Source organism: Echinicola marina (assembly GCF_020463795.1).
Taxonomy (GTDB): domain Bacteria; phylum Bacteroidota; class Bacteroidia; order Cytophagales; family Cyclobacteriaceae; genus Echinicola; species Echinicola marina.
Map to the genome: position 1 here is coordinate 3,521,837 of NZ_CP080025.1, position 21,460 is coordinate 3,543,296.

The 21,460-nt window shown below is 40.1% G+C and carries 17 protein-coding genes; 9 read left to right on the forward strand and 8 right to left on the reverse strand.

Features of this window, described 5'->3' with window-relative positions; all coding sequences use genetic code 11:
* Positions 1–2: 2 nt before the first annotated feature.
* Both KZP23_RS14265 and KZP23_RS14270 read right to left on the reverse strand, forming a co-directional pair.
* A complete protein-coding gene (locus KZP23_RS14265; RefSeq protein ID WP_226332439.1) occupies positions 3–2,024 on the reverse strand; it encodes a cation:proton antiporter in 2,022 nt (673 codons plus the stop codon).
* Between the two features lie 86 nt (positions 2,025–2,110).
* Entirely contained in the window at positions 2,111–2,605 is a 495-nt protein-coding gene (locus tag KZP23_RS14270) for an Mpo1 family 2-hydroxy fatty acid dioxygenase (protein WP_226332441.1), read from the reverse strand.
* 78 nt (positions 2,606–2,683) lie between these two features.
* Here KZP23_RS14270 and KZP23_RS14275 point away from each other — a divergent pair, with 78 nt between their 5' ends.
* From KZP23_RS14275 to KZP23_RS14285, 3 genes are read left to right on the forward strand one after another with little or no spacing between them, the layout of a single operon-like run.
* Positions 2,684–3,799 (forward strand): NAD(P)/FAD-dependent oxidoreductase, encoded by a 1,116-nt coding sequence (locus KZP23_RS14275; protein ID WP_226332443.1) that lies wholly within the window; start codon positions 2,684–2,686, stop codon positions 3,797–3,799.
* Between the two features lie 56 nt (positions 3,800–3,855).
* A complete protein-coding gene (gene nhaC / locus KZP23_RS14280; protein ID WP_226332445.1) occupies positions 3,856–5,337 on the forward strand; it encodes a Na+/H+ antiporter NhaC in 1,482 nt (493 codons plus the stop codon).
* Positions 5,334–5,939, forward strand: a complete 606-nt coding sequence (locus KZP23_RS14285) for a 3'-5' exonuclease (protein WP_226332446.1) — start codon at positions 5,334–5,336, stop codon at positions 5,937–5,939. The genes nhaC and KZP23_RS14285 overlap by 4 nt, the downstream gene beginning before the upstream one ends.
* Here the strand turns inward: KZP23_RS14285 and KZP23_RS14290 are convergent.
* A complete protein-coding gene (locus tag KZP23_RS14290) occupies positions 5,929–6,531 on the reverse strand; it encodes an IMPACT family protein (protein ID WP_226336533.1) in 603 nt (200 codons plus the stop codon). The genes KZP23_RS14285 and KZP23_RS14290 overlap by 11 nt on opposite strands.
* A gap of 176 nt (positions 6,532–6,707) precedes the next feature.
* On the opposite strand from KZP23_RS14290, the gene KZP23_RS14295 reads away from it, so the two are divergent.
* From KZP23_RS14295 to KZP23_RS14305, 3 genes are read left to right on the forward strand one after another with little or no spacing between them, the layout of a single operon-like run.
* A complete protein-coding gene (locus tag KZP23_RS14295) occupies positions 6,708–7,145 on the forward strand; it encodes a sugar 3,4-ketoisomerase (protein ID WP_226332447.1) in 438 nt (145 codons plus the stop codon).
* On the forward strand, positions 7,120–8,046 hold the full coding sequence (locus KZP23_RS14300; protein WP_226332448.1) for a GNAT family N-acetyltransferase: 927 nt from the start codon (positions 7,120–7,122) through the stop codon (positions 8,044–8,046). Before KZP23_RS14295 ends, KZP23_RS14300 begins: the two co-directional genes overlap by 26 nt.
* Before the next feature lie 5 nt (positions 8,047–8,051).
* A complete protein-coding gene (locus tag KZP23_RS14305; protein WP_226332449.1) occupies positions 8,052–9,011 on the forward strand; it encodes a glycosyltransferase in 960 nt (319 codons plus the stop codon).
* On the opposite strand, the gene KZP23_RS14310 is transcribed toward KZP23_RS14305, so the two are convergent.
* The 5 genes from KZP23_RS14310 to KZP23_RS14330 are packed head-to-tail and all read right to left on the reverse strand — an operon-like array spanning position 9,008 to position 16,103.
* Complete coding sequence (locus KZP23_RS14310; protein ID WP_226332450.1) at positions 9,008–10,282, reverse strand: M16 family metallopeptidase; 1,275 nt, start codon at positions 10,280–10,282, stop codon at positions 9,008–9,010. The two genes, KZP23_RS14305 and KZP23_RS14310, sit on opposite strands and share 4 nt — an antisense overlap.
* Positions 10,282–11,496: a type IX secretion system outer membrane channel protein PorV gene (gene porV / locus KZP23_RS14315; RefSeq protein WP_226332451.1), complete on the reverse strand. Its 1,215-nt coding sequence runs from the start codon at positions 11,494–11,496 to the stop codon at positions 10,282–10,284. The genes KZP23_RS14310 and porV overlap by 1 nt, the downstream gene beginning before the upstream one ends.
* The gene (porU, locus tag KZP23_RS14320; RefSeq protein ID WP_226332452.1) at positions 11,493–14,765 is read right to left on the reverse strand and encodes a type IX secretion system sortase PorU; all 3,273 of its coding nucleotides are present in this window, start codon (positions 14,763–14,765) and stop codon (positions 11,493–11,495) included. Before porU ends, porV begins: the two co-directional genes overlap by 4 nt.
* Positions 14,755–15,453 (reverse strand): CDP-diacylglycerol--serine O-phosphatidyltransferase, encoded by a 699-nt coding sequence (gene pssA / locus KZP23_RS14325; protein WP_226332453.1) that lies wholly within the window; start codon positions 15,451–15,453, stop codon positions 14,755–14,757. Before pssA ends, porU begins: the two co-directional genes overlap by 11 nt.
* The gene (locus KZP23_RS14330; protein WP_226332454.1) at positions 15,450–16,103 is read right to left on the reverse strand and encodes an MBL fold metallo-hydrolase; all 654 of its coding nucleotides are present in this window, start codon (positions 16,101–16,103) and stop codon (positions 15,450–15,452) included. The genes pssA and KZP23_RS14330 overlap by 4 nt, the downstream gene beginning before the upstream one ends.
* Positions 16,104–16,160: 57 nt before the next feature.
* On the opposite strand from KZP23_RS14330, the gene KZP23_RS14335 reads away from it, so the two are divergent.
* Genes KZP23_RS14335 through KZP23_RS14345 form a run of 3 tightly spaced genes read left to right on the forward strand, consistent with a single transcriptional unit; the run spans position 16,161 to position 21,440 of the window.
* The gene (locus KZP23_RS14335; RefSeq protein WP_226332456.1) at positions 16,161–17,213 is read left to right on the forward strand and encodes an NAD(P)/FAD-dependent oxidoreductase; all 1,053 of its coding nucleotides are present in this window, start codon (positions 16,161–16,163) and stop codon (positions 17,211–17,213) included.
* A 23-nt stretch (positions 17,214–17,236) separates the two neighbouring features.
* Positions 17,237–20,524, forward strand: a complete 3,288-nt coding sequence (locus KZP23_RS14340; RefSeq protein ID WP_226332457.1) for a biopolymer transporter Tol — start codon at positions 17,237–17,239, stop codon at positions 20,522–20,524.
* 34 nt (positions 20,525–20,558) lie between these two features.
* Positions 20,559–21,440: a YicC/YloC family endoribonuclease gene (locus tag KZP23_RS14345; protein WP_226332459.1), complete on the forward strand. Its 882-nt coding sequence runs from the start codon at positions 20,559–20,561 to the stop codon at positions 21,438–21,440.
* Positions 21,441–21,460 lie beyond the last annotated feature (20 nt).

Below are 21,460 nucleotides of genomic sequence, written 5' to 3' on the forward strand. Positions count from 1 at the left end.
ATTTATTTTTCCTTTACTTCCATTTCGAATTGGTTGAGCGCATCGGGTTTTCCCACTACATACACTACATCTCCCAATTGAAGTTTGGTGTCTCCATCTATTTTTGAGCTGGTTTTTCCGTCTCTTTTGATGGCCACCAAGTTTACGCCTAGATTTTCTCTGATCCTTGCTTTTTTCAAGGGCTTGTTGATATAGTTGCCAGAGTCCCTTCCGACCCGAAGGCTAACAAAATTAATTTCGGGAAGGTCAATGTTTAAGCGGTCTCGTCCTTTGGTAAGGGATGACCTAAACATTGCATAATTTCCAGACCTGACTTCCTCTGTGAAATCTTCTATTTCATCTTTGGCAATCAGGTACTTGTTCAGTACCCTGGTGAAAATTTCAATGGATGTTTCAAATTCCTCTGGAATAACTTCATCCGCACCCATGGATAGATTATCGGAAATTTCATTTACATAACGGGTCCTTACGATTATGGAAGCATTTTGAGTCAGTTGACGAATAGCCGCAATGATGCTTTTTGTGGCATTGCTATTTGAAATGGCGATGACGATTACCCTTGCCCGGTGGATATTGACATGTTTCAATACTGTTTCATTGGAGGCATTGCCAAAAATAATGGGTTCACCTTTTTCCCCTTCTATTTTGACGGTTTCAGGGTTCATTTCTATAATGGCATAAGGGATTTCTGCCCTTTTGGCTGCTTTGGAAAGATTACGTCCATTTAGCCCATAGCCGATAATGACCAGGTGGTCGCTCAGTTCTTCCCCTCCAACATTGGCCATCGAAATACTTTCTGTAGTGCGGACAAAATGTGTCTTAAGGCCCTTGGGCAAAGGTAGATTGACCAATTTATAGGAAAGCTTTTCCCTGTTGCTCAATACAAAGGGGGTAATGGCCATGGTTAAAATAGAGACGGCCAAAAAATATTGGTAATTGGTGTCATCCAAGAGTTCGTAATCCATGCCTACTTTGGCCAATAAGAGAGAAAATTCACCGATTTGAAAGATTGAAAAGGCCACGATGAAGGCTTCTCTAAAACTCATTCCCAAAGCTTTGGCCGATATGGTGGTCATGATAAATTTGGAAAGGAAGACAATCAGCACAATGGTCAAAATGACCAAAATGTTCTGAAACAGAAAACTTACATCAAAGAGCATCCCCACAGATACAAAGAAGAAACTGAGGAAAATTTCCCGGAAGGGGAGGATCTTTCCCGTGGCATGATGTCTATAATCCGATTCAGAAATGATCAGGCCAGCCAAAAAGGCGCCTAAGCCCAAAGATAAGCCCAATAGGGAAGTCAAAAATGCAACAGCAAAACAAATGACGATGATGCTGAGCAGAAACAATTCCTCATTTCTGGTTCTTGCTATTCTGTATAATAAATTAGGGACCAGGTATTTTGCTGAAAGAATGGTCATAATGACCACCAGTGCTCCTTTAAATAGCATGAGCAACAAGGAAAGAGCAATGTTCTCAGACTCTCCGGCCAGCATGGGCGTCAATAACATCATAGGGACGATGATGATATCCTGAAATATCAGAATTGCCAAAATAGTTTTGCCTGAAAGGTTGTTGACCTGTCCACCTTCCTGCAATAGTTTCAAGACAATGGCCGTGCTACTTAGTGCCAAAAGAAAGCCAATAAAAACTGCTACATTCCAGTTGAAACCAAAAGCATGGGCGAGAAGAGCAGTTACAAAAATAGTTAGACCGACCTGTAATGTTCCCCCTATAAATACAGCTTTTTTTATGGACATGAGGCTTTTCAGCGAGAATTCCATCCCTATTACAAACAGTAAAAGTATCACACCTATTTCACTGAGCACATCCACCGTAGTGGAGGCATTGACCAAGGACAAACCATAAGGACCAGCCAGAGCACCAGTAAAAAGAAAGCCAATGATGGTGGGCACTTTTAGGCGCATAAATAGCAGGATCACCAGCGTTGCCAATCCGAAAATGATGACGATGTCCTGCAACATGGGAAGCTGCGCGGCAGCTAATAAAGAATAAATCATTATGGTAAAATAAAAGGCTTAGTGATTAATGGTTTAAAAATACAACATCATCTATGAATTACATAAAAAGTGCTGATATTCTCCGATTAATAGGCAAAGCCCCATTTTTTGTATATCATGTGCATTAACCACGCGGGTCCAATTAATAGGAACTGAATGTCCTTGAAAAAAGAGGGCTTTTTTCCTTCGATTTTATGCCCATAAAACTGTAAGATCCAGGATAAAATAAACAAGCTTATGCTAATCTGCCAAAGGGGAACAGGTGAGACAATGGTGATCAGGTTACACAGGAATACACATAGTGCAACAAACAAAAACATACCAAGTGCTAAAGGTGGCGACAGCGAATAGTAATAGCACAAAACAAGGATAAGAGCGAAAGTGGCCCAGTTGGCAAAGGGCCCAAGATAATCGATCAGAAAGTCAATGGGGCCAACCGGGATGCTAAAGATCATCCCCACAATACTGAAGAATATGGCTGGCACACATATCCAATGTATCATTTTGTTGGTTGGATGCTGATGGCTTTTTCCATATTCTTGAAGCAATTGGTCTATTTTTCTAGTTGTGGCCTGGGGCATTGTAGTGGTATTTGGTACGGTTAATACTTTCTATTAATTTAAGGAATCTTAATCAAAAAATAATTTACCTATGCAGATATGTTAAGTTACTGGGAGAAGAAAAACCTATTAAATTATGATTTAGTGGTTATTGGGGCAGGCTTTGTGGGATTGTCCACAGCCATTCATTATAAAGAAAATTTTCCCGGAAGATCAGTGTTGGTATTGGAAAGGGGTGTGTTTCCGAGTGGTGCCAGTACCAGAAATGCAGGTTTTGCTTGTTTTGGCAGTCTTACAGAAATTTTAGATGATTTGGAGAAAACATCAGAAGAGACTGTTTTTGATTTGCTCGTAAAGCGTAGATTAGGTTTAAAGAATATCAGGAGTGTTTTTGGAGATGAAGCTTTGGATTATGCTCCCTCAGGAGGTTTTGACCTGATCAGACCCCAAGATGAGGCATGTCTAGGCAAATTGGGCTATGTAAATGGTATGCTTAGGACAGTCTTTGGTGGAGAAGTTTTTGAGATGGCCAAGCCCAAAAGTTTTGGGTTTGGGAAAGAAATATCTCATTTGGTGAAAAACAGGTATGAGGGGCAACTGGATCCAGCAAAATATTTAAAATGTCTCTGGCAAAAGTGCCAGGACTTACAAATCAATATCCTTACAGGTGCAGAGGTGACAAGTTTGGAGGAGGAATCATGTAAAGTCCATGTACATTCCTTTTATGATGAGGATATCATTTTCCAAGGAAGGTTACTTGCCGTATGTACCAATGCCTTTGTGAACCAGTTGATTGGAGGTTTGGATATTAAGCCTGGAAGGGGGATGATCATGGTCAGTGAATTCATACCCGATTTTCCATGGCAGGGTACTTTTCATATGGACAAGGGATATGTTTATTTTAGAAACGTGGATAATAGGCTCTTGATAGGTGGTGGAAGGAACTTGGATGAATCCACAGAGATGACAACTGATCGTGGTATCAATAGTGTCATAAAGAACTATTTGGTCGAGCAAGCCAAGAATATTGTTTTTCCTGGTAAAAATCTCCTGTGGGAAAACGAATGGTCTGGATCAATGGCCTTTGGGGAAATGAAAAGACCTATTATACAGCAGGTTAATGCTAGGGTCGCAGTTGGAGTAAGGTTAGGAGGGATGGGGGTCGCTATTGGGTGGGAGGCAGGAAAGGAGCTTGCCCATCTTCTGGGTTCTTAAAAAAATCATATTTTTTGTTAATTTTGACTTTGTAATTTTATTTTGATCCAATATCAATGACCAATCTTCAAAGAAAGCCCAGTTTGGGAGAGGCTTTAGTCCCTATTATATTTCTGATTTTATTATTGGTGATCAATATCCGTATTTTTGGAACAGACAGTTTATCTGGCTCTAACCAAATGGTCTTGATTATTTCATCAGCTGTGGCCGGTTTGGTGGCGGTTCTTAGGCTGAAAATTGGTTGGGAAGCCCTTCAAACAGGAATAGTAAATAGCATAGGAGCGGCTATGCCTTCCATACTTATTTTACTTTTGATCGGCGCCTTGGCTGGTACATGGCTGTTGAGTGGCATCGTTCCTGCGATGATATATTATGGCCTTCAGATATTAAGTCCAGGAATATTTTTGCTAGCAGCCTGTGTGGTAAGTGCTATTGTGTCCATTGCTACAGGAAGTAGTTGGACAACCGTGGCCACTGTGGGGGTAGCATTATTAGGGATAGGTAAGGCATTGGGATTTGAAGAGGGGGTAATAGCAGGTGCTATTATCTCAGGAGCTTATTTTGGGGATAAGATGTCACCACTATCAGACACCACTAATCTGGCACCGGCCATGGCTGGGACAGATTTGTTTACCCATATCAAGCACATGACCAAAACCACCACGCCATCTATCTTGATTACCCTGGTGATTTTTGGGGTTATGGGCTATACCATCAGTGCGGAGGGGTCTGTAGATCAGGTGAAGGGGATTTCTGAGGTGATTTCTGATCGATTCAATATCACTGGTTGGTTATTTATTGTTCCGGTTTTGGTTTTGGGCATGATTGTGAAAAAAGTGCCTGCGGTACCTGCACTGCTTTCAGGAGCACTTTTGGGAGGTGTTTTTGCGGTGATTTTCCAACCACATATTATCCAGACTATCGCTGATGAGTCAGGTAGGAATTATGGCTATCAGTCATTCAAGGCAGTGATGATGGCACTTTATGGAGATATAAGTATCGTGACCAGTAACGATATGGTGAATGAGCTTCTATCCACTGGAGGGATGGCTGGCATGTTATATACCATTTGGTTGATCATTAGTGCCATGATTTTTGGAGGAATTATGGAGAAAAGCGGCATGTTAATTGTCATTGCAGAAGCAGTTATCGCAAAAGTACATTCATTAGGCTCTTTGATCGCCTCTACGGCTGCTACTTGCGTGTTCTTTAACCTGACGACCTCGGATCAATATTTGGCCATTTTGGTGCCGGGAAGAATGTATGCTGACATTTATAAGAAAAGAGGCCTAAAAGCGGAGAACCTGAGCCGTACGCTGGAAGATAGTGCAACGGTAACTTCCGTTTTGGTTCCTTGGAATACTTGTGGAGCTACCCAAGCCTCTGTTTTGGGCGTGGCTACCTTGACCTATGCACCGTATTGTTTTTTTAATATAATTAGCCCCTTTATGACTGTATTATATGGTTATTTGAAATTGGGGATTAATTATTATACAGAAGAAGAAATGAGAGAAATTCAAAAAGAACTGGCTGTATGATACCTTTTAAGATAGCAAAAGAAGAAGTAAACGAATTGCCCTTGGGGCATTTTGAGGGCGATATTATGTTGATTGAAGATGAAAAACTGGTTCCCGAAGCCATTCAGGAACTAAGGAAACATAGGTTGATCGGCTTTGATACGGAGACCCGTCCATCTTTTAGAAAAGGGGTGAAATATGATGTTTCCTTATTGCAATTGTCTACACCTGAAAAGGCCTTTTTGTTTCGCCTAAACCATGTAGGCTTTCCTAGTGAGGTGAAGATGCTCTTGGAAGATCCGAACAGGGTGAAAATTGGTGCGGCAGTAAGGGATGATATCAAAGCCTTGAAAAAGCTAGATCCCTCTTTTAAACAGGCCAGTTTCTTTGATTTGAATGAGGAACTTAAAAAAGTGGGCTTTCATAATGTAGGGGTGAGAAACCTCAGTGCCATGGTGCTTAATATCAGGATTTCAAAATCTGAGCAAGTATCCAATTGGGAAGCAGAAAAATTGAGTATGAAACAGCAATTATACGCGGCTACCGATGCTTGGGCCTGTTTGGAAATCTTTGAAGAACTTTATAAAAAAGGCTATTTGGATCAACTTTTTTCTAATCAATAGCTTTAAAAGATCCGATATCAGTTAGCTTATCCATGACTTCTTCGTATAGCGATGCCCTAATGGAGAGATGCATCAGGCAGGTATTGTCAAATTCCTGCTTTTTTATTTCCAGATCATAATCTTTTATTAACCTCATGACATCGTTCATGTCCAGATAATCAAAGTAAAACTTTACGGTCTTTTTGACGATGGCAGTAATGGTTTTGCCATTGGAGATGGCTTCTGCTGCGGCTGTTTTATAAGCATGGATAAGCCCTCCAACTCCCAGTTTGGTACCTCCAAAATACCGGACCACTACCACGAGTGCATTGGTTAGGTTGTTTGATCTTAATTGACCGAGGATAGGGTCCCCTGCTGAATGATTTGGTTCTCCATCATCATTGGCACGAAATTGTTCTTGATCCTTGCCAAGGATATAAGCATAGCAATGGTGCCTCGCATCATAGTATTTCTTTTTTAATGTCTCTATATGTTCTTTGATTTCATCCTCATCATGGACAGGATAAGCATAAGCCAAAAACTTACTGCCTTTTTCCTTGTACAATCCCTCTGATTCCCCTTCCAAGGTTAAAAAAGTATCTTCTGCATTCATATTGATGGATTCTTTTTTGCTCAAGCAGCCAAAAGTAAAACCTCTTTTATGGATTGGCAAAAATAATGGCTATTAATACCCTGTATTTTCATGAAGGAGAATATTTGAAAAAGGACACTAATTCTTTAGGAATATCCTAAGGAGGGATGGTGAAAATATTTAAATTAGCCATTAGAATGATAAGTTTAAGTAGCAATTTGCAGATCAATAAAATGGTTAAACCTTATGTTTTTTCTTTGGGTGCAGTGAAGCGGGATTCCGGTAACCTTTGCTTTTGGAATCAGGAGATATTCCCTTTTGAAGTCGCACGTTCTTTTTGGATAACTGGGGTTCCAGCTGGAGAGAAAAGAGGAGTGCATGCCCATTATGCTGATGAGCAAATTACGATTTGTTTGCAGGGAAAGGTAACTGTGGAATTGGAAGATATAGCGAAGAACGAATACCATTTTATTTTGGATGATCCTGCAGAAGCGCTTTATTTACCTGCTTTGGTATGGTCCAGTTTTACTTTTGAGGCAAACAGTGTTTTATTGGTGCTTTCCAATAAGGCTTTTTCAGAGGCTGATTATATTAGAAACAAAGTTGATTTTGAAAAACTCCAAAATGGATCCTAAAAACTATGATTTTGTACTTCATGAAAATCCTAGTGATGTTCATGATTACTTTTTGCAAGAGGGGATATTGTCTAAGGGAGACAGGTATTTTTGTGCTAAACTACTGAAGAAGAACAAGTGCAAGATGTTATTGTACTTTGTTTTGCTCTCCAATGGTCAGGCAGTATCGCTTAAAAACACCCCTTTTGGTGGTTTTTGGGTAGAGAAGAAGGTCTCATCTGAGGCTGTCCAATATTTCTTGGAGGAGCTGATTGTTCATCTGAAAAAAATACCTTGCAGGTCTTTAAAAGTAGTACAGGCACCGGGTTTATATGAAAGTAATAATGCTTTGATCCATTATATTTTATATTCCAAAGGATTTGAGCTTAAGGGGATGCTTTTGCACCAATTTTTGGAAGATAGGAAAATTATTAAGGGGCTATTGATGGCCAAGCTGCCTAAGCACAAAAAGAAAATGAAGAAGCTGGGTTATAGCGTAGAGCAAGGAAGCATCAAAAGCTTCAATTTTTTAAAGGACATCCAGCAATGGCGTAGGATCAGGGGGCATGAATACAATGTCCAGGAAGAAAGTTTAATCAATCAAATCAGCAGCTTTCCAGATCGGTATTTTTTGGTTTCAATTTATCATGATGAGACACCTGTTTCTCATGTGCTTTGCGTGAAATTAACCAGTAACAGCTTGTATTATTACCTTCCGGCGATTAATCCACAGATGCAGGTAACCTATAGTGGCGAGGCCATGATGTTGGAAGTGATTCAGTTGGGAGATGCTTTGGGAGTAGATTTCATTGATTTTGGTTCGTCGGATCTTGATGGGGCCACAAACCATAGTTTGATACGATTTAAAAGTAAATTTGCTAATGCCACAGCTAATAAGCTAACTTGGATTTTGGAGCTTTAGATTCAATGATGGAAAAAAAATTAGTTTCCATAATATGTATTTGCTATAATCAAGAGGATTATATTTTAGCAGCCCTTGAAAGTGTGTTTAAGCAATCATACGAAGCTTTTGAGCTTATTATGGTGGACAATGGCAGTACGGATTCAAGTCAGGAGAAGATTCAAGTATGGTTACAAGAAAATGGTCTGATAGAAGAGGTGAAGACGGTTTTTTATCCCAATTCCATTAATTATTGTAAAGTTTTTAATCAGGCCCTCGAATTGACAAAAGGAGAATTTGTAATAGATCTTTCTGGGGATGATGTGCTTTATCCTGAACATCTAGAAGCGTCTGTAATGGCCTTGCAAAATTCCCCTCAATCTGCCTTGTGTTCATCCAATGCGGTTTTGTATCATGAAGAGAAAGGGAAAAACAATTACTTTTTTCCGCTCTCCAATAAACAAGTCCCTGCTGACTGGGAACCTAAAGGTGATATTTATAAAGAGGTAGTTCGGAACTATTGTTTGTGCACGCCAACGATGGTTTTTCGTTCAGCTATTTTAAGACAAGAGGGGGGCTATGATGATCGTTTGGTTTATGAGGACTTTGATATTATAGTGAGATTGGCCCGTAAATATAGCTTTACTTTCAGTCCGCATATTGGGGTGAAGAAAAGGATACATTCAAGAGCCTTTGCACAGCAGCAATATAAAGTCCGTAAGTCCGAAATGCTTTGGTCGACCTACAGGGTTTGTCAAAAAATTGTCCAGTTGAATCAGTCCGAGGTAGAGAGGGGCGCCTTGGTTTCAAGATGTAAGTATGAGGCCAAGCATGCCCTTTCATCGGCTAATTTTGAGGTTGCCAAATGTTTATTGCAGTTAGCAGATGAGTCTGGAGCAAAAGGCTTTGGATTTATTTTGCTTAAAGCTTGGGCTTTTCTGAAACTGGACCTCTCATTTTTTTATAGACTTTACGCAGGAAGTTAACCTACAACCACCTCAATGATGTTCTTTCTGTCAAAATGTTTCTGGCCGATTTCCATGATTTCCTCAGGCTGGAATGACCTGAAATAATCGAGTTGAGCTTCGTAAAAATCGTAATCCATGCCAGCATGATGAATTGCCTTAAAACGATTGATCAAGTCAAAGGCATTGCTGAAATTGGACAGGAAATGCCCGATCATATAGTTTCTAAGGGTTTCTAATTCTTCTTTACCGACAGGAACTGTTTTTAACAATTCAATTTCCTTATAAACTTCTTCGATGACCTCATCAGCATATCCCTTTTGGACATCAGCCATGACCACCCAATAATCGGATTTTTCCAAGCTGCCAATGGAGCTGTAAATGCCATATGTATGTCCTTTATCTTCCCTAATATTCTTGATTAACCTGCTTCCAAAATATCCTCCCAAAATGGTGTTAAACACTGTCAAGGGATGATAGTCTGGATGGGTTTTGGGGATGAGGTGCTGTCCTAATCGGATGCTGGATTGTACTGCTTTTTCTTTTATTTCACTGATCCTTTTATCAGGCCAAATTTGAAAATCGGTTGATACATTTGGAGATTCAATAATTTCCAGGTTTTCAAATTCCGAGATGATCGCCTCAATTTCAAGCTCGTTTAAATTGCCTATGACGAATATTTCTGGTTTCACCAAGAATTTCTGTTGGTAGAAATCACTTAATTTTTCGGCTGTTACCGCATTGACATGCCTTTCTTCCGCTATAAATCCATAGGGGTGATCCGTACCAAAAATAGCTTTTCTGTATAATTGATTTGCTCTGGCTCCATTTTGCTCCAACTGCAAGGAAATCGTAAGGGCTTTCTGGGATTTTCTTTTCTCTAATTCCTTTTCTGGGAAAATAGCTTCCGTGAGCAATGATCTGAATACAGGAAGTACATTTCCAAAATGCTTTTTAGTGGTAAGGAGGGAGATGCCTTGTTGTTCAAAAGAAGAGATGATGTCCACTTCAGAGGCATAATGATCGAAGAAGTGGTCGAGTTCGGGAGAACTCATTTCCTTGGTGCCTTCCAAAAGCATATGAAGGGCAAAGAAGGGTACCAAAGAATCTTCTTCTTTCAAGAGTGATTTATCTGAGCGGGTAATTATTTCCAGCTTGATGGCATCAATTTCTGGAGTGGGAATAAAATACAAAGGGACTCCATTTTTTAGAGTCCGCTTTTCAGGTTTTATCAGTTCTATATGCTCCGGTATTTTGAATTGTGGAGCTTTTGAGCGGTCAAGCGTTATCATTACTGTGGTATATTATAAGCTAGGGAGAAGCGTAATGTTTCTGCCAATGGGTGATTTTGTTTTTGGGGTACAAGGTAGGAGAAGTCAAAGCCAAAGCGTTTGATATCAAAGCCTACACCCATGGTGAAATATTGTCTTCCACCTTTGTTCTTGTTTTCGTGGAAATATCCAGTCCTAACGGCAAATTTTTCAGCGTATTCATATTCGACGCCAAAAGAAATCATCAATTCCTGCATTTCCTCACTGAAGCCATTAGGAGCATCAGTGAAGGAGCCAAACATTCCGCTTAATAAGGGTCTGTTTGGGTCTTTTCCTTTTAGGATAATGGGGTTTCCTTCAGCATCTGTTTTGAGGGAACCGTCTTCATTTCTATCATAAATAGGAGGTGTCGGTATCAATAGCTTGTTGATGTCAAAGGCAAATGTCAAATCATTGTTATCGTCTAATGCTATTTCCAAGGCAGTGCCCAAGCGTAAATTGGTGGGGATATAATCTAAATCATCGGCACTATTATAAGTGATTTTAGGGCCTATATTGCCGATATTGGCGCCAAGTGACCAGTTGGCTTCCTTTCCTCCAAACAAAACTTCCTTGGTGTAATACACGCCAACATCAACGCCCACACTAATTCCGGGTTTACTATCACTGCCACCACCGGAGCTAATATTGCCAGAAAGATTAGAATGAATAAATCTTGCAGAAATACCCAAAGAAAGTTGTTCGGATAATTTCCTCGCATAAGTACTTCCAATGGCAATGTCCCGTGGGTTAAACTGTCCAATGTCCTGCCCAGAACCATTGGTGAGTTGGATATCGCCCATATTAAAGTACCTGAGGTCTAATCCAAAAGTGGACATTTCGTCTATTCTCATATAGCCACTTAGGTAATTTAAGGACATATCAGGTACTAATTTCCCCAACCAAGGAGAGTAGGATAGTGAAAAGCCCATTTTATCCTTTACAAAAGCTAACTTTGCTGCATTCCAATGAGCAGAATTCGCATCTGGTGATGTCGCTACACCAGCATCACCCATTGCTGAGTGGCGACTGTCCGGTGCAAAATTCAAGAAGGGGACAGCCGCAATGAGTACTCTTCGACCATCATCTTGACCAGAAAGGATAACAGAATTGTTCTGAGCTTTAGCAGTAAAAACTGTTAAACTAAGTCCAGTTAAAAAAATAAAGCCTTTTAAATAACCACTTGATATCTTCATTGAATATTTATTTTTCCAATAGCTTGATCAGATGTTCCATCCGCTTCACTGAATAGCTGCAATTTGTAAATATAAGTTCCTTTTGCGGGAATTTTGGTGATGTCACGCAAAAATATCCATTCTAAATCTTTGATTTCGGGATCAGCTTTAATTAAACGTTCGGCTGTTGAATATATTATGCTGCCCATCATATTATATATGTTGAGCTGCAAATTTATGTTCTCATCCGGACGGTTGTGCCTGATATAAAAATGGCTGATACTATTGGTAGGGTTGGGGTAGGTTTTATGATCCAGGATCTTTAAGTGATTGCTGCCTTCAACTGTAATTACCAAACTTTCCGTGCTGCTATTTCCAAGTTGATCATAAGCAGTTAGTTCCAGTATATTAATACCTTCCTGTAGGCCCTTCACCGTAGTGTCTATAAATCCTTCTTTAAAGGAGCTGTTGATGGAATGGTAATATTTACTAATATCAATAGCTGCATTCCCATTTACCTTTAAGGATATATTTTGGCCCTCGGGGTGATTGGAAATTTGAATGCCGCTCTCATCTTTGAGCCGTGCCAATAATCGAATTTGGGTAGATGATATGGTATGGATGTCTCTGAGGCTATCCTCTGCGAATAATCGAATAATTGGCCCACTACTATCATCAGTAGCAGCTTCAGGTTTTCCTCCTAGAAGGACTGATTTGGCACCAAAAGCTTCCAGCTTACTCTGACTGTCAATGGCGAAAATCCTGATTTTTCCCTTTTCAAAGTTTTGATGGATTTGTGGACTGATTAATACTTCCAATTCAAATTCCCCGGCAATGATTTCGCCTGTTCCTCGGAATAAGCTATTGTTGTCTTTGGTGTATTTAATTGTTGGTCCTTCATCACCTAAGGTTTCCACTTCAATGGGTTTATCCAGAATAGTCAGGTGAAATTCACCTTTGAAATGCTGCATCCAAGCACCTGTGAGGGGATCGATCACTTTTCCTTTTATAAGTGCTTTATTGCCAGCTTTGAGACTGTCTGCTGTAATGGTGATTTCAGCTGCTTCAATGGCTGTTTGAATCGCCAAGTCCGGCAAGGCCAACCTTAAGCTTGGATCGCCCAATAGAGAGAAGTTTCTGTTATATGGGCCATTGAGACTATTGTTTTTAGTGATTTTGAATATTTCACCCAAACTTAAATATTGACCATTCTTTTGACTAAAAAGTGCTGCAATAAAGGCCTTGTTCAGGTCAAAGTTGATACTGCTAAAAACGGGTCTTCCGGTGGTCAATAAGGCTATAGCCCCTTTTTTTTGACCCATTAATAGTTCTTCTGCACCAGAGCGGATAAAGGGACTGTCATGTCTGCCAAATTCACAGGTGGCTGTTATAAAAATCGGATAGTGCTTGCTTTCTGGCCAATTTTGCAGGTCACTGGTTTGGTAGATCCGCTCAGCCATCAAAGTGTTTTCGTTTCCGTGACCAATATAATTGAGGAGTAAAACGCCTTCTTCCAGTTTTTCGGTTAAAGCAGCCTTTGCTGCAGGAGCGCTTTGGTAATCACCTTCTTGTAATTGTTTGAAATCATCCAAGTACAACTGTTCAGTCATAAATTCTGGATGCTCTTCCCTTATCCTTTCGATATGGGCTTCACTGTGTTTTAAGTGAATATTATTGTCTCCATCATCTGCCAGGAAAAGTAGCTTTGATTTCCAGTTCCCCAATTGCAGCGCTGTGTTTTCATAATGGATGATTTTATCCACTATATTTTTCGCCTCCTGCGGATTGATCACCGGTAACCGGCCTATTCCAATACTCAACACTTCGTCACCAGTTTCATTTTCCAGCCAATCTCCTTGGCCAAATTTCAGAAATCCAAAATAATCATCTGAGCTGTAGGAGGTTAATGGGTTAAGGCTATTTCGAGAGCTGTAGGTAGGGACCAAATTGGGTCTGCCATCAATGATGTTTTTATAGTCAAAAGTTCCCTTTCCCATTAAAAGTACATTTTTTAATTGTCCGGATGTATGGTACTGATCCGCTAAAAAATTTCTGATGGCTGTAATATCTCTGGTGCCGTAATTATAAGCATCATAGATTTCCTGAGGAGTTATGATTTGGCAACTAATACCTTTTTTCATTTTATGCTCGGCCAACCGCTCGGATTGATATAACAGTGAAGGGGCAGCAATGATGATCAACTCAGCTTTGCCTTGATGGTTTCTAGCACTAAGATCGATGTTTTCAGGAAGGGGAATATTTTGAACTTGTTCTGGGTTGAAGACGGCCATTATTCTTCCTTGAGGTAGACTAATTTTGTTTCCTTGACTTTTGATGATTGCAGGTTGGTGGAAATCAGTTACATCCCAGTAGTGTAGGTTTTCCCTTAGCTTGATCGATATGGCCGGATTTCCTAAGGCAAAGTATATTCCATCTTCCAGTTGTTGGGTGTCAAAAGGCAGGCCGAGTAGGAAATAATCCAAAAAGCCAATTCCATTATCATTTCCCTTCATTTCAAGGTTGAAGCTGGATATATTCCCCAATTCGGTATGTGCGATAAACCCATGGTCAAATCCTTCCCTGCCTTTGAGTCCATAGGTTGAATTGGGTACGGAGGGAATGTCAATTTGGGAAAATGTATTGGTGCCTGTTCGAATGCTTAATGTACTATTTGAAAGGGATTGGGCCATTACCCGCGCTTGGTAATAAAGTGGCCCTTGATCATAAGAAGGAATGTCAATATTAAAACTGGAAATGCCACCATTGAAAAGTCTGTTGCTGTACCATTTTCTGCCAGATGATAATAGATTCTGAGTTGCTTCTTTATAGGCATAAATCTGGTATAAGAACTCCTGTTTGACTGTTGGGCTTGAATAGTCCTTATTCTCTATTCTTTTGGGCTGCTCGTTATTAGTTTTAATTAAGTAAAAAGCGGTGTCAGAATAGAAATGGTGTTGATAATGGATTGAGTCTGCACTGATCCCAAGAGAATGGGGGCCCTCCAAGAACACAAAAAGTTGGTCGTTGACGATCTTCGTGGGGATTTCTTGAAGTTCAAGTTCTGAGGGAGCTAGCTTTTGAGGCAACATTCCCTTCCTTCCATAGATGCTAATTTGATCTATCTGTGATGCCCCAAATTGTTGTAAATCGCTCTGGCTGATCTTATAAATGCCCGATTTATTGATAGGGATTTTAAAATAGCTGGACTGGGCATGTAGGGTTATTGACTGGCAGCATAGTATGAGGCTAGTCAACAGGTATAAAAAAGCTATGTTAGGATTAAATTTCATGCGGTTTTATCCAACTCTCTACCAAAGAAAGCAAAATATAACCTATAATGACAAATGGAACACCAGCAATGCCTAAGGAAATAATACTAATGAATCCTATCAAGATGGTCAAGTAACGGAAAATATTGTCCCTGAAACCAAAATTCTTGAATTTTAAAGCAATCAGTGGTAACTCTACTGTCAGCAAAAAAGCCATTAATAAGGAAAATCCAAGTAGGATATAACCATTGGAAATGAGGTTTTCGGCCCACATAAATTTATTGGCCAGAAAAGGCAAGGTACATAAAAGAAGGGCATTGGCAGGAGTAGGGACTCCTATAAACTGGTCACTTTGCCGGGTGTCGATATTGAATTTGGCCAGTCTCATCGCTGACTGAACGCCAATAAAAAAGGCTAGAAAAGGAATGTGACTACCGGGAAATGCTTCCATTAATATTTTGAATATCACGAATGAAGGCAAAACTCCAAAGGTGACCAGGTCAGCCAAAGAATCCAATTGCTTTCCGATTTCACTGTGGACTTGGAGTAATCTGGCAACAAAACCATCCAGAAAATCGAAAATGGCGGCAGCTATGATAAAATAAGCGGCATAAAGTATCCTTCCATCTAGTACAAAGAAGATGCCTGCCATTCCACTGATCAAGTTCAAGCTGGTAATGGCATTTGGGATATGCTTTTTAATGTTCAAAATTGTGCGTTTTTACCTACGAATGGATTATGGATTTTTTCAATACCGATTTGGGTGGCAGGACCGTGCCCCGGATAAACCTTTACATCATCTGGCAAGGTGAAAAGCTTGTTTTTAATGGCCGCAAGTAAAGTTTTATGATCACCGCCAGGGAGGTCTGTTCTGCCTATACTTCCTTGAAACAGGGTGTCACCCCCGATACAGGTCTTGGATGCTGGATGATAAAACACCACATGTCCGGGAGCATGGCCCGGTACCCAGATGATTTCCAATTCAGTATTGCCAAAATTGATTTTTTCTCCTTCTTCAAAGAAAGTATCTGGTTCGCATTCAGCATAAGCCGGGAATCCATAATTAGAGGCGTAAGTTTTTACTGATCTTAGCACCACCTCTTCTTTTGGGTGGATTTCCAAGGGTAATTTATATTGGTGATGGATAAAATCATTACCCAAAACGTGGTCAATATGGCAATGGGTGTTGAGCAACCTTACCGGTAGAAGCTCATTAGATGCTATGAAGTTTATCAGTTGATCCTTTTCACTTTTTTCATAACAGCCTGGATCTATGATGACGGCTTTTTTGGTATCATCGTATAAGATATAAGTGTTTTCTTGGAAAGGATTAAAGGTAAAAGTTTTAATGTGGAGCATGTCCTAAACATTTTTGAATTCATGCCAAAATAACGAAGAAAGAATTTAATTTTGGGTATGGAAGTGGATTTTTTACTCATTGGACAAGGGATTGCTGGGACAGTATTATCCTATAAATTGCATCAGGCGGGGAAGTCAGTATGTATCTTGGATAAGGCTTCAGATAACAATAGTAGCCGGGTGGCTGCAGGCCTGTTTAACCCCGTTACCGGGAGAAAAATGGTAAAGACCTGGAACGCAGATAATTTGTTTCCGGAAATATTACCCTTGTATGCAGAACTAGAGCAATTGATAGGAAAGAGAGTGATTTATTCCAAGCCTATTTATAGACCTTTTAATACTATAGAGGAGCAAAATGAATGGATGGGAAAGAGTATTGAAGCAGGCTTGCAGGCATACTTGTCGGAGGTTCGGCTCAATTCCCTTTACCCCGAAGTCAATGATCCCTATGGGGGGATCATGCTCAAGAATTCAGGATATGTGGATATTAATACATTATTGGATGGGTATAGGGAATGGTTCGAAGAATTTGCTTGTATAAGGGATGAGGTTTATGATGAGACCCAGTTAGGGAAAAAAGCAGGAAAATGGAAATATAAGGATATTGAAGCTGAGAAAATTGTCTATTGCAATGGGCTGGGAGCCATGAAAAGTTGTTTTTTTGATTTCCTGCCTTTTGCTCCGGTGAAGGGAGAAATCCTTGAAATGAAGGATGATTTTACGCCCAATGAAATCATTAATCGGGGTGTTTTTAGAATTACCATGCCAGATCATACCATTAGGGTAGGGTCTACTTACAGTTGGCATGATTTGGATACCGGTCCCACGGAGAGGGCAAAAAAGGAGATTTTTGAGCGGTTGAATAAAATAGTCCCTACAGAGGAAAAGGAATTGTGTAGTCACAAAACAGGAATCAGACCGGCGACCAAAGACAGAAAGCCGTTTTTGGGAAAACATCCAGATGGCGAAAGCGTTTATATATTTAATGGCTTTGGAGCCAAGGGTGTTTCTTTAGTACCTTATTACAGTAATATGATGTTCGACTTATTGGAAAGTCAAATTGAACCTGAAAAAGATGTGAACATAAGTCGATTTTTTAAGTATATTTAGAACAAAGACAACATAAAAGTTAAATGAAGGTAAAATTAGTTTTTATTTATTTTACAATATTATGGCTTGGTTCTTTCAGTGTTTCAAAGGCCCAATTTGACCAGGAAAGATTTGGAAAAAATCGCATCCAGCACCAAGAATTTGATTGGTATTTTTTCACTTCCAATAATTTTGAAGTTTATTATTATGGCGGAGGTAGGGACAATGCCCGGATGGCGATAGATTATCTGGAGAATGAATTCGAAAGGATAACCCAATTGATTGGTTATGTAGCCTATACCAAGCCCAAGATCTATATATATAATAGCCATGAGGAATGGTTGCAGAGTAACAAGGATCTTTTTGAGAATAATTATACGGTAAATGGCCAAACCTATTTTTCTAAGTTGTTGGCTGAAGTGGCATATACGGGGGACATGGCTTCATTCAAGGAAGAGTTATTGTACCGTACGAGCAAGGTGATTTTAGAAGAAATGCTTTTTGGGAGTACCATAGCCGATGCTTTTCAGTCCAATTTGATTACCAGTTTTCCGGATTGGTTCATTGATGGGGCAGCGCTGTATTTGGCCAAGGGGTGGAGCATGGAAATGGATGATTATGTACGTCATTACCTAAATGATAATAATCAGCCCAAACTATTTAAGCTGGACCAAAAAGAAGCTGCTTTGGTGGGACAGTCCATTTGGAATTTTGTGGTTCAAAAATATGGCAAGAGGTATATTTCCAGTGTCTTGAACCTTAGCAGGATCAACAGAAACGAGGAAAACAGTATAGCCAATACTTTGGGAGTCAGCTTCAAGAGCTTTGTGGAACAGTGGAAGCAGTATTATGAGAGGATCAATGAACCGGTTTTTTCGACTTTCAAGGAAGCCAATGATGAAAGTAGCATTGCGCGTACCCAAAAGAACAATGAAGGGGCGATCAATGATATTAAATTTAGTCCTGATGCAAAGCATTTAGCCTATGTCATCAATAATGATGGAAAGTATAAAGTCATCGTGAGAGAGCTGGGTACCAATAATGAGGTAACAATCTACAAAGGCGGCTATGTGGCAGATGATCAAGAACCTAATTTCACCACGCCGGTAATAGCTTGGCGAGACACTTTGAACCTTACTATCGCTACCTTTAAAAAGGGACTCACAACACTCAGAATGAGGAGTATCGATGGAAGCAATCAAGATAAGATTTTCCTCAGGAACATCACCCAAATCAAAAGCTTGGATTTCTCTCCCAATGGGAAAAATATGGTGCTGTCAGCAATGGCGGGGGGAAGAACCAATATCTATACCCTTAATTTAAGGGGGCAGGGTAGAAGGCTGACCAATGATGTGTTTGATGATATTACACCAGTATTTATCAATGATTCCACGATAATCTATTCTTCTAATAAAACTGATTTGCCGGATAGCGTGATGAGCAAGGCTCCGGACGTGAGGAAATTGCCAGAATATTTTAATCTGTTTAAAATTGATCTGGGAGACAGTATGGTCATAACGAAGTTGACCAATATGAATTCCAAAAACTATATGCCCAGGGTGATGAACCAGAACTTTGTATTGCACCTAAGTGACCAAAGTGGGATCAGCAATGTGATGAGGCTTGGTATTGGAAGTGATATTTCCAGTCAAGTGTCTGCGTTTAACGCCAGTGTGGAAAGTTTTGATTATTCACCCATTTCTAATAAATGGGCATACGCCATTAAGGACGGAATTGGCAGTAAGTTGGTGTTGGAGTCTTATCCCAACAGGGATCAATTTACGCCAGGAACCCCCAGGGTACAGCTTTCTCAGGCGAAGGCCCTGAATGAAAGGTTGGCAGCTAGAAGGTTAGAAAACCAAAAAGACAATAATCAAGTCGTGGTTGAGGAGCCCGTAATTGAGAAACTGAAAGAGTTCGCGCAGGATACAGTTACGTTGCCTAGTAAATCAACAGGAGCGATCAATATTGACAGGCTTCGTTTTGAAAGCAAAGGAGGTATTAATACCGAAAATTATGTTTTCGATACCGTACCTGTTCCTAGCGAAGAACAACCAAGTCCAAGGACTACCGGTCGGAGCAGTATTCTGGAGGCCTTTAGAAAACAGAGTCTGAAAAATACCGTGAGAGGGCCGAGTCCTTATACTTCCCAGTTTATGGCACATAGTTTAAGGACGACTTTTGTGGTAGATCCTTTAAGGGGATTTGGAATCAATATTGACGGTCAAATGGCCGACTTACTGGATAACCATATTTTCAAAGGCGGAATAATGACGACCTTGGATTTTAGGTCAGGAAGTGATATCTTCTTTGAATACCAGTATTTAAAAAGTAGGATAGACTTTAGAGGCAGGTTTGACCGTAAGGCATTGGTAATGGCAGAGGGAGATGTTACCTATCAAAGGTATGTGTTGACCAAGACAGAATTGGGTTTTTCTTATCCATTTACGGTACATAGTAGGTTTACAGCTGCACCTTTCTTCGCCAAAACCCAGTATTATAACCTCAATCCCGATTCATTGATCAGGGGAGGTGATGGCCCTCAGAATAGGTTTGATGTGAATTATATCGGCGGTAAGGCTGAATTTGTGGTGGACAAGACCAGACAGTTGGGCTTGTATATGGAGCAAGGTTTCAAAGGAAAAGCAGGTTTTCAGCATTATCAGGGTATTGGAAAGGCAGATCGCTCGTTTAGTAATTTTTACCTTGATTTAAGAAATTATCAAAAAATCCACAAGAACATCACTTTTGCCACCAGATTATATGCAGGGTCCTTTATGGGAAACAATCCACAAAGTTATTTGGTGGGAGGGATGAAAAACTGGCTCTTTAATGAGTTTTATGAGCCACCATCCAACAGGCCCGAGTCTTCCCCTATCAGAAACAATGATGGGCGAGAAAATTCCAATATCCTTTTTGCAGAATTTGTGGACTTAAGGGGCTATGATTATGATGAAATAAGAGGGCGTAACGTGATCACCTTTTCTGCTGAATTGAGGATTCCCTTGTTTTCTTACCTTTCCAGGGGGAATATAGCTTCCAATTTTATCAAGAATTTCCAGTTGGTTGGATTCTATGATGCGGGCTCTTCGTGGGATAAAGCAGCACCTTGGGAGCGGATAAATGATCAAAATACAGAGGTGATCAATACAGATGGTTCTCCCTTTGTGATCACCCTTAATAATTTTAACAACCCTTGGTTACAGAGTTTTGGTGGAGGCTTGAGGACAGTATTGTTGAATTACTATGTGAAGTTTGATATGGCACGTCCCATCCGTAATTATGATGTGGAAGAGACCAAGTTTTACGTGACCCTGGGGTATAATTTCTAGAATGATTCTTATTTTATTTGTTTAAGTTTGTGGCATGATTAAATCCATGACAGGCTATGGTATAGCCAATTTTGAAAATGAACACTACACGATAAGTGCTGAGATCAAAACCCTTAACTCAAAGTTTTTGGACTTAAGTCTGAGAAGTCCGCGACAATTTTCCGATCGAGAAATAGAGCTTAGGGCCTTGGTCGGAGATATTTTGGGTAGAGGCAAGGTGAGTTTGACTATAGAATTTACAGCTAAATCCAGCAGTGACCTGCCTGTAAGTATCAACCAGGACCTATTTGAAAACTATTTCAAAACCTATAAAGGAATGGCAGACAAAGTCGGTCTGGATGGAGGAATGGATTTGTTCAGGATGGCAGCGCAAGCGCCCAATGTGGTCACTACATTAAGTGAAAAGTCCGATGACCCAGAAGAGTGGGATGCTGTGAAAAAAGTGGTGGTTGAAGCTGCCGAGAAATGCGATGAATTCCGAAAAGATGAGGGAGAAACCTTATTTGGTAAATTCAAGGAAAATCTGCAGGTAATTACTTCAGGTTTGAAGCAAATCCAAGAAGAGGAACCGAAGCGTAAAGATAGAATCAAAGCTCGAATCCGTAACAATTTTAAGGATTGGATGGAAGAAAATAGCTTTGACGAAAACCGCTTTGAGCAAGAGTTGATTTACTATTTTGAAAAATTGGATATTACCGAGGAAATTGTCAGATTAGGGACTCACCTGGAATATTTCGATAAGACCATGGCAAATGGTACCAACCAAGGAAAGAAATTAGGATTTATTGGTCAGGAGATTGGCAGGGAAATTAATACCATAGGATCCAAAGCCAATGATGCCAATATCCAAAGGCATGTGATTATCATGAAAGACGAATTGGAAAAAATAAAAGAGCAGGCGCTGAATATTATATAATCGTTGGCATGTTGCTTTTG

Coding starts and splice junctions, on each gene's coding strand:
- KZP23_RS14265 (WP_226332439.1), bottom strand. CDS start 2,024: ATGATTTATTCTTTATTAGCTGCCGCGCAGCTTCCCATGTTGCAGGAC.
- KZP23_RS14270 (WP_226332441.1), bottom strand. CDS start 2,605: ATGCCCCAGGCCACAACTAGAAAAATAGACCAATTGCTTCAAGAATAT.
- KZP23_RS14275 (WP_226332443.1), top strand. CDS start 2,684: ATGTTAAGTTACTGGGAGAAGAAAAACCTATTAAATTATGATTTAGTG.
- nhaC (WP_226332445.1), top strand. CDS start 3,856: ATGACCAATCTTCAAAGAAAGCCCAGTTTGGGAGAGGCTTTAGTCCCT.
- KZP23_RS14285 (WP_226332446.1), top strand. CDS start 5,334: ATGATACCTTTTAAGATAGCAAAAGAAGAAGTAAACGAATTGCCCTTG.
- KZP23_RS14290 (WP_226336533.1), bottom strand. CDS start 6,531: ATGAATGCAGAAGATACTTTTTTAACCTTGGAAGGGGAATCAGAGGGA.
- KZP23_RS14295 (WP_226332447.1), top strand. CDS start 6,708: ATGATAAGTTTAAGTAGCAATTTGCAGATCAATAAAATGGTTAAACCT.
- KZP23_RS14305 (WP_226332449.1), top strand. CDS start 8,052: ATGATGGAAAAAAAATTAGTTTCCATAATATGTATTTGCTATAATCAA.
- KZP23_RS14310 (WP_226332450.1), bottom strand. CDS start 10,282: ATGATAACGCTTGACCGCTCAAAAGCTCCACAATTCAAAATACCGGAG.
- porV (WP_226332451.1), bottom strand. CDS start 11,496: ATGAAGATATCAAGTGGTTATTTAAAAGGCTTTATTTTTTTAACTGGA.
- porU (WP_226332452.1), bottom strand. CDS start 14,765: ATGAAATTTAATCCTAACATAGCTTTTTTATACCTGTTGACTAGCCTC.
- KZP23_RS14330 (WP_226332454.1), bottom strand. CDS start 16,103: ATGCTCCACATTAAAACTTTTACCTTTAATCCTTTCCAAGAAAACACT.
- KZP23_RS14335 (WP_226332456.1), top strand. CDS start 16,161: ATGGAAGTGGATTTTTTACTCATTGGACAAGGGATTGCTGGGACAGTA.
- KZP23_RS14340 (WP_226332457.1), top strand. CDS start 17,237: ATGAAGGTAAAATTAGTTTTTATTTATTTTACAATATTATGGCTTGGT.
- KZP23_RS14345 (WP_226332459.1), top strand. CDS start 20,559: ATGATTAAATCCATGACAGGCTATGGTATAGCCAATTTTGAAAATGAA.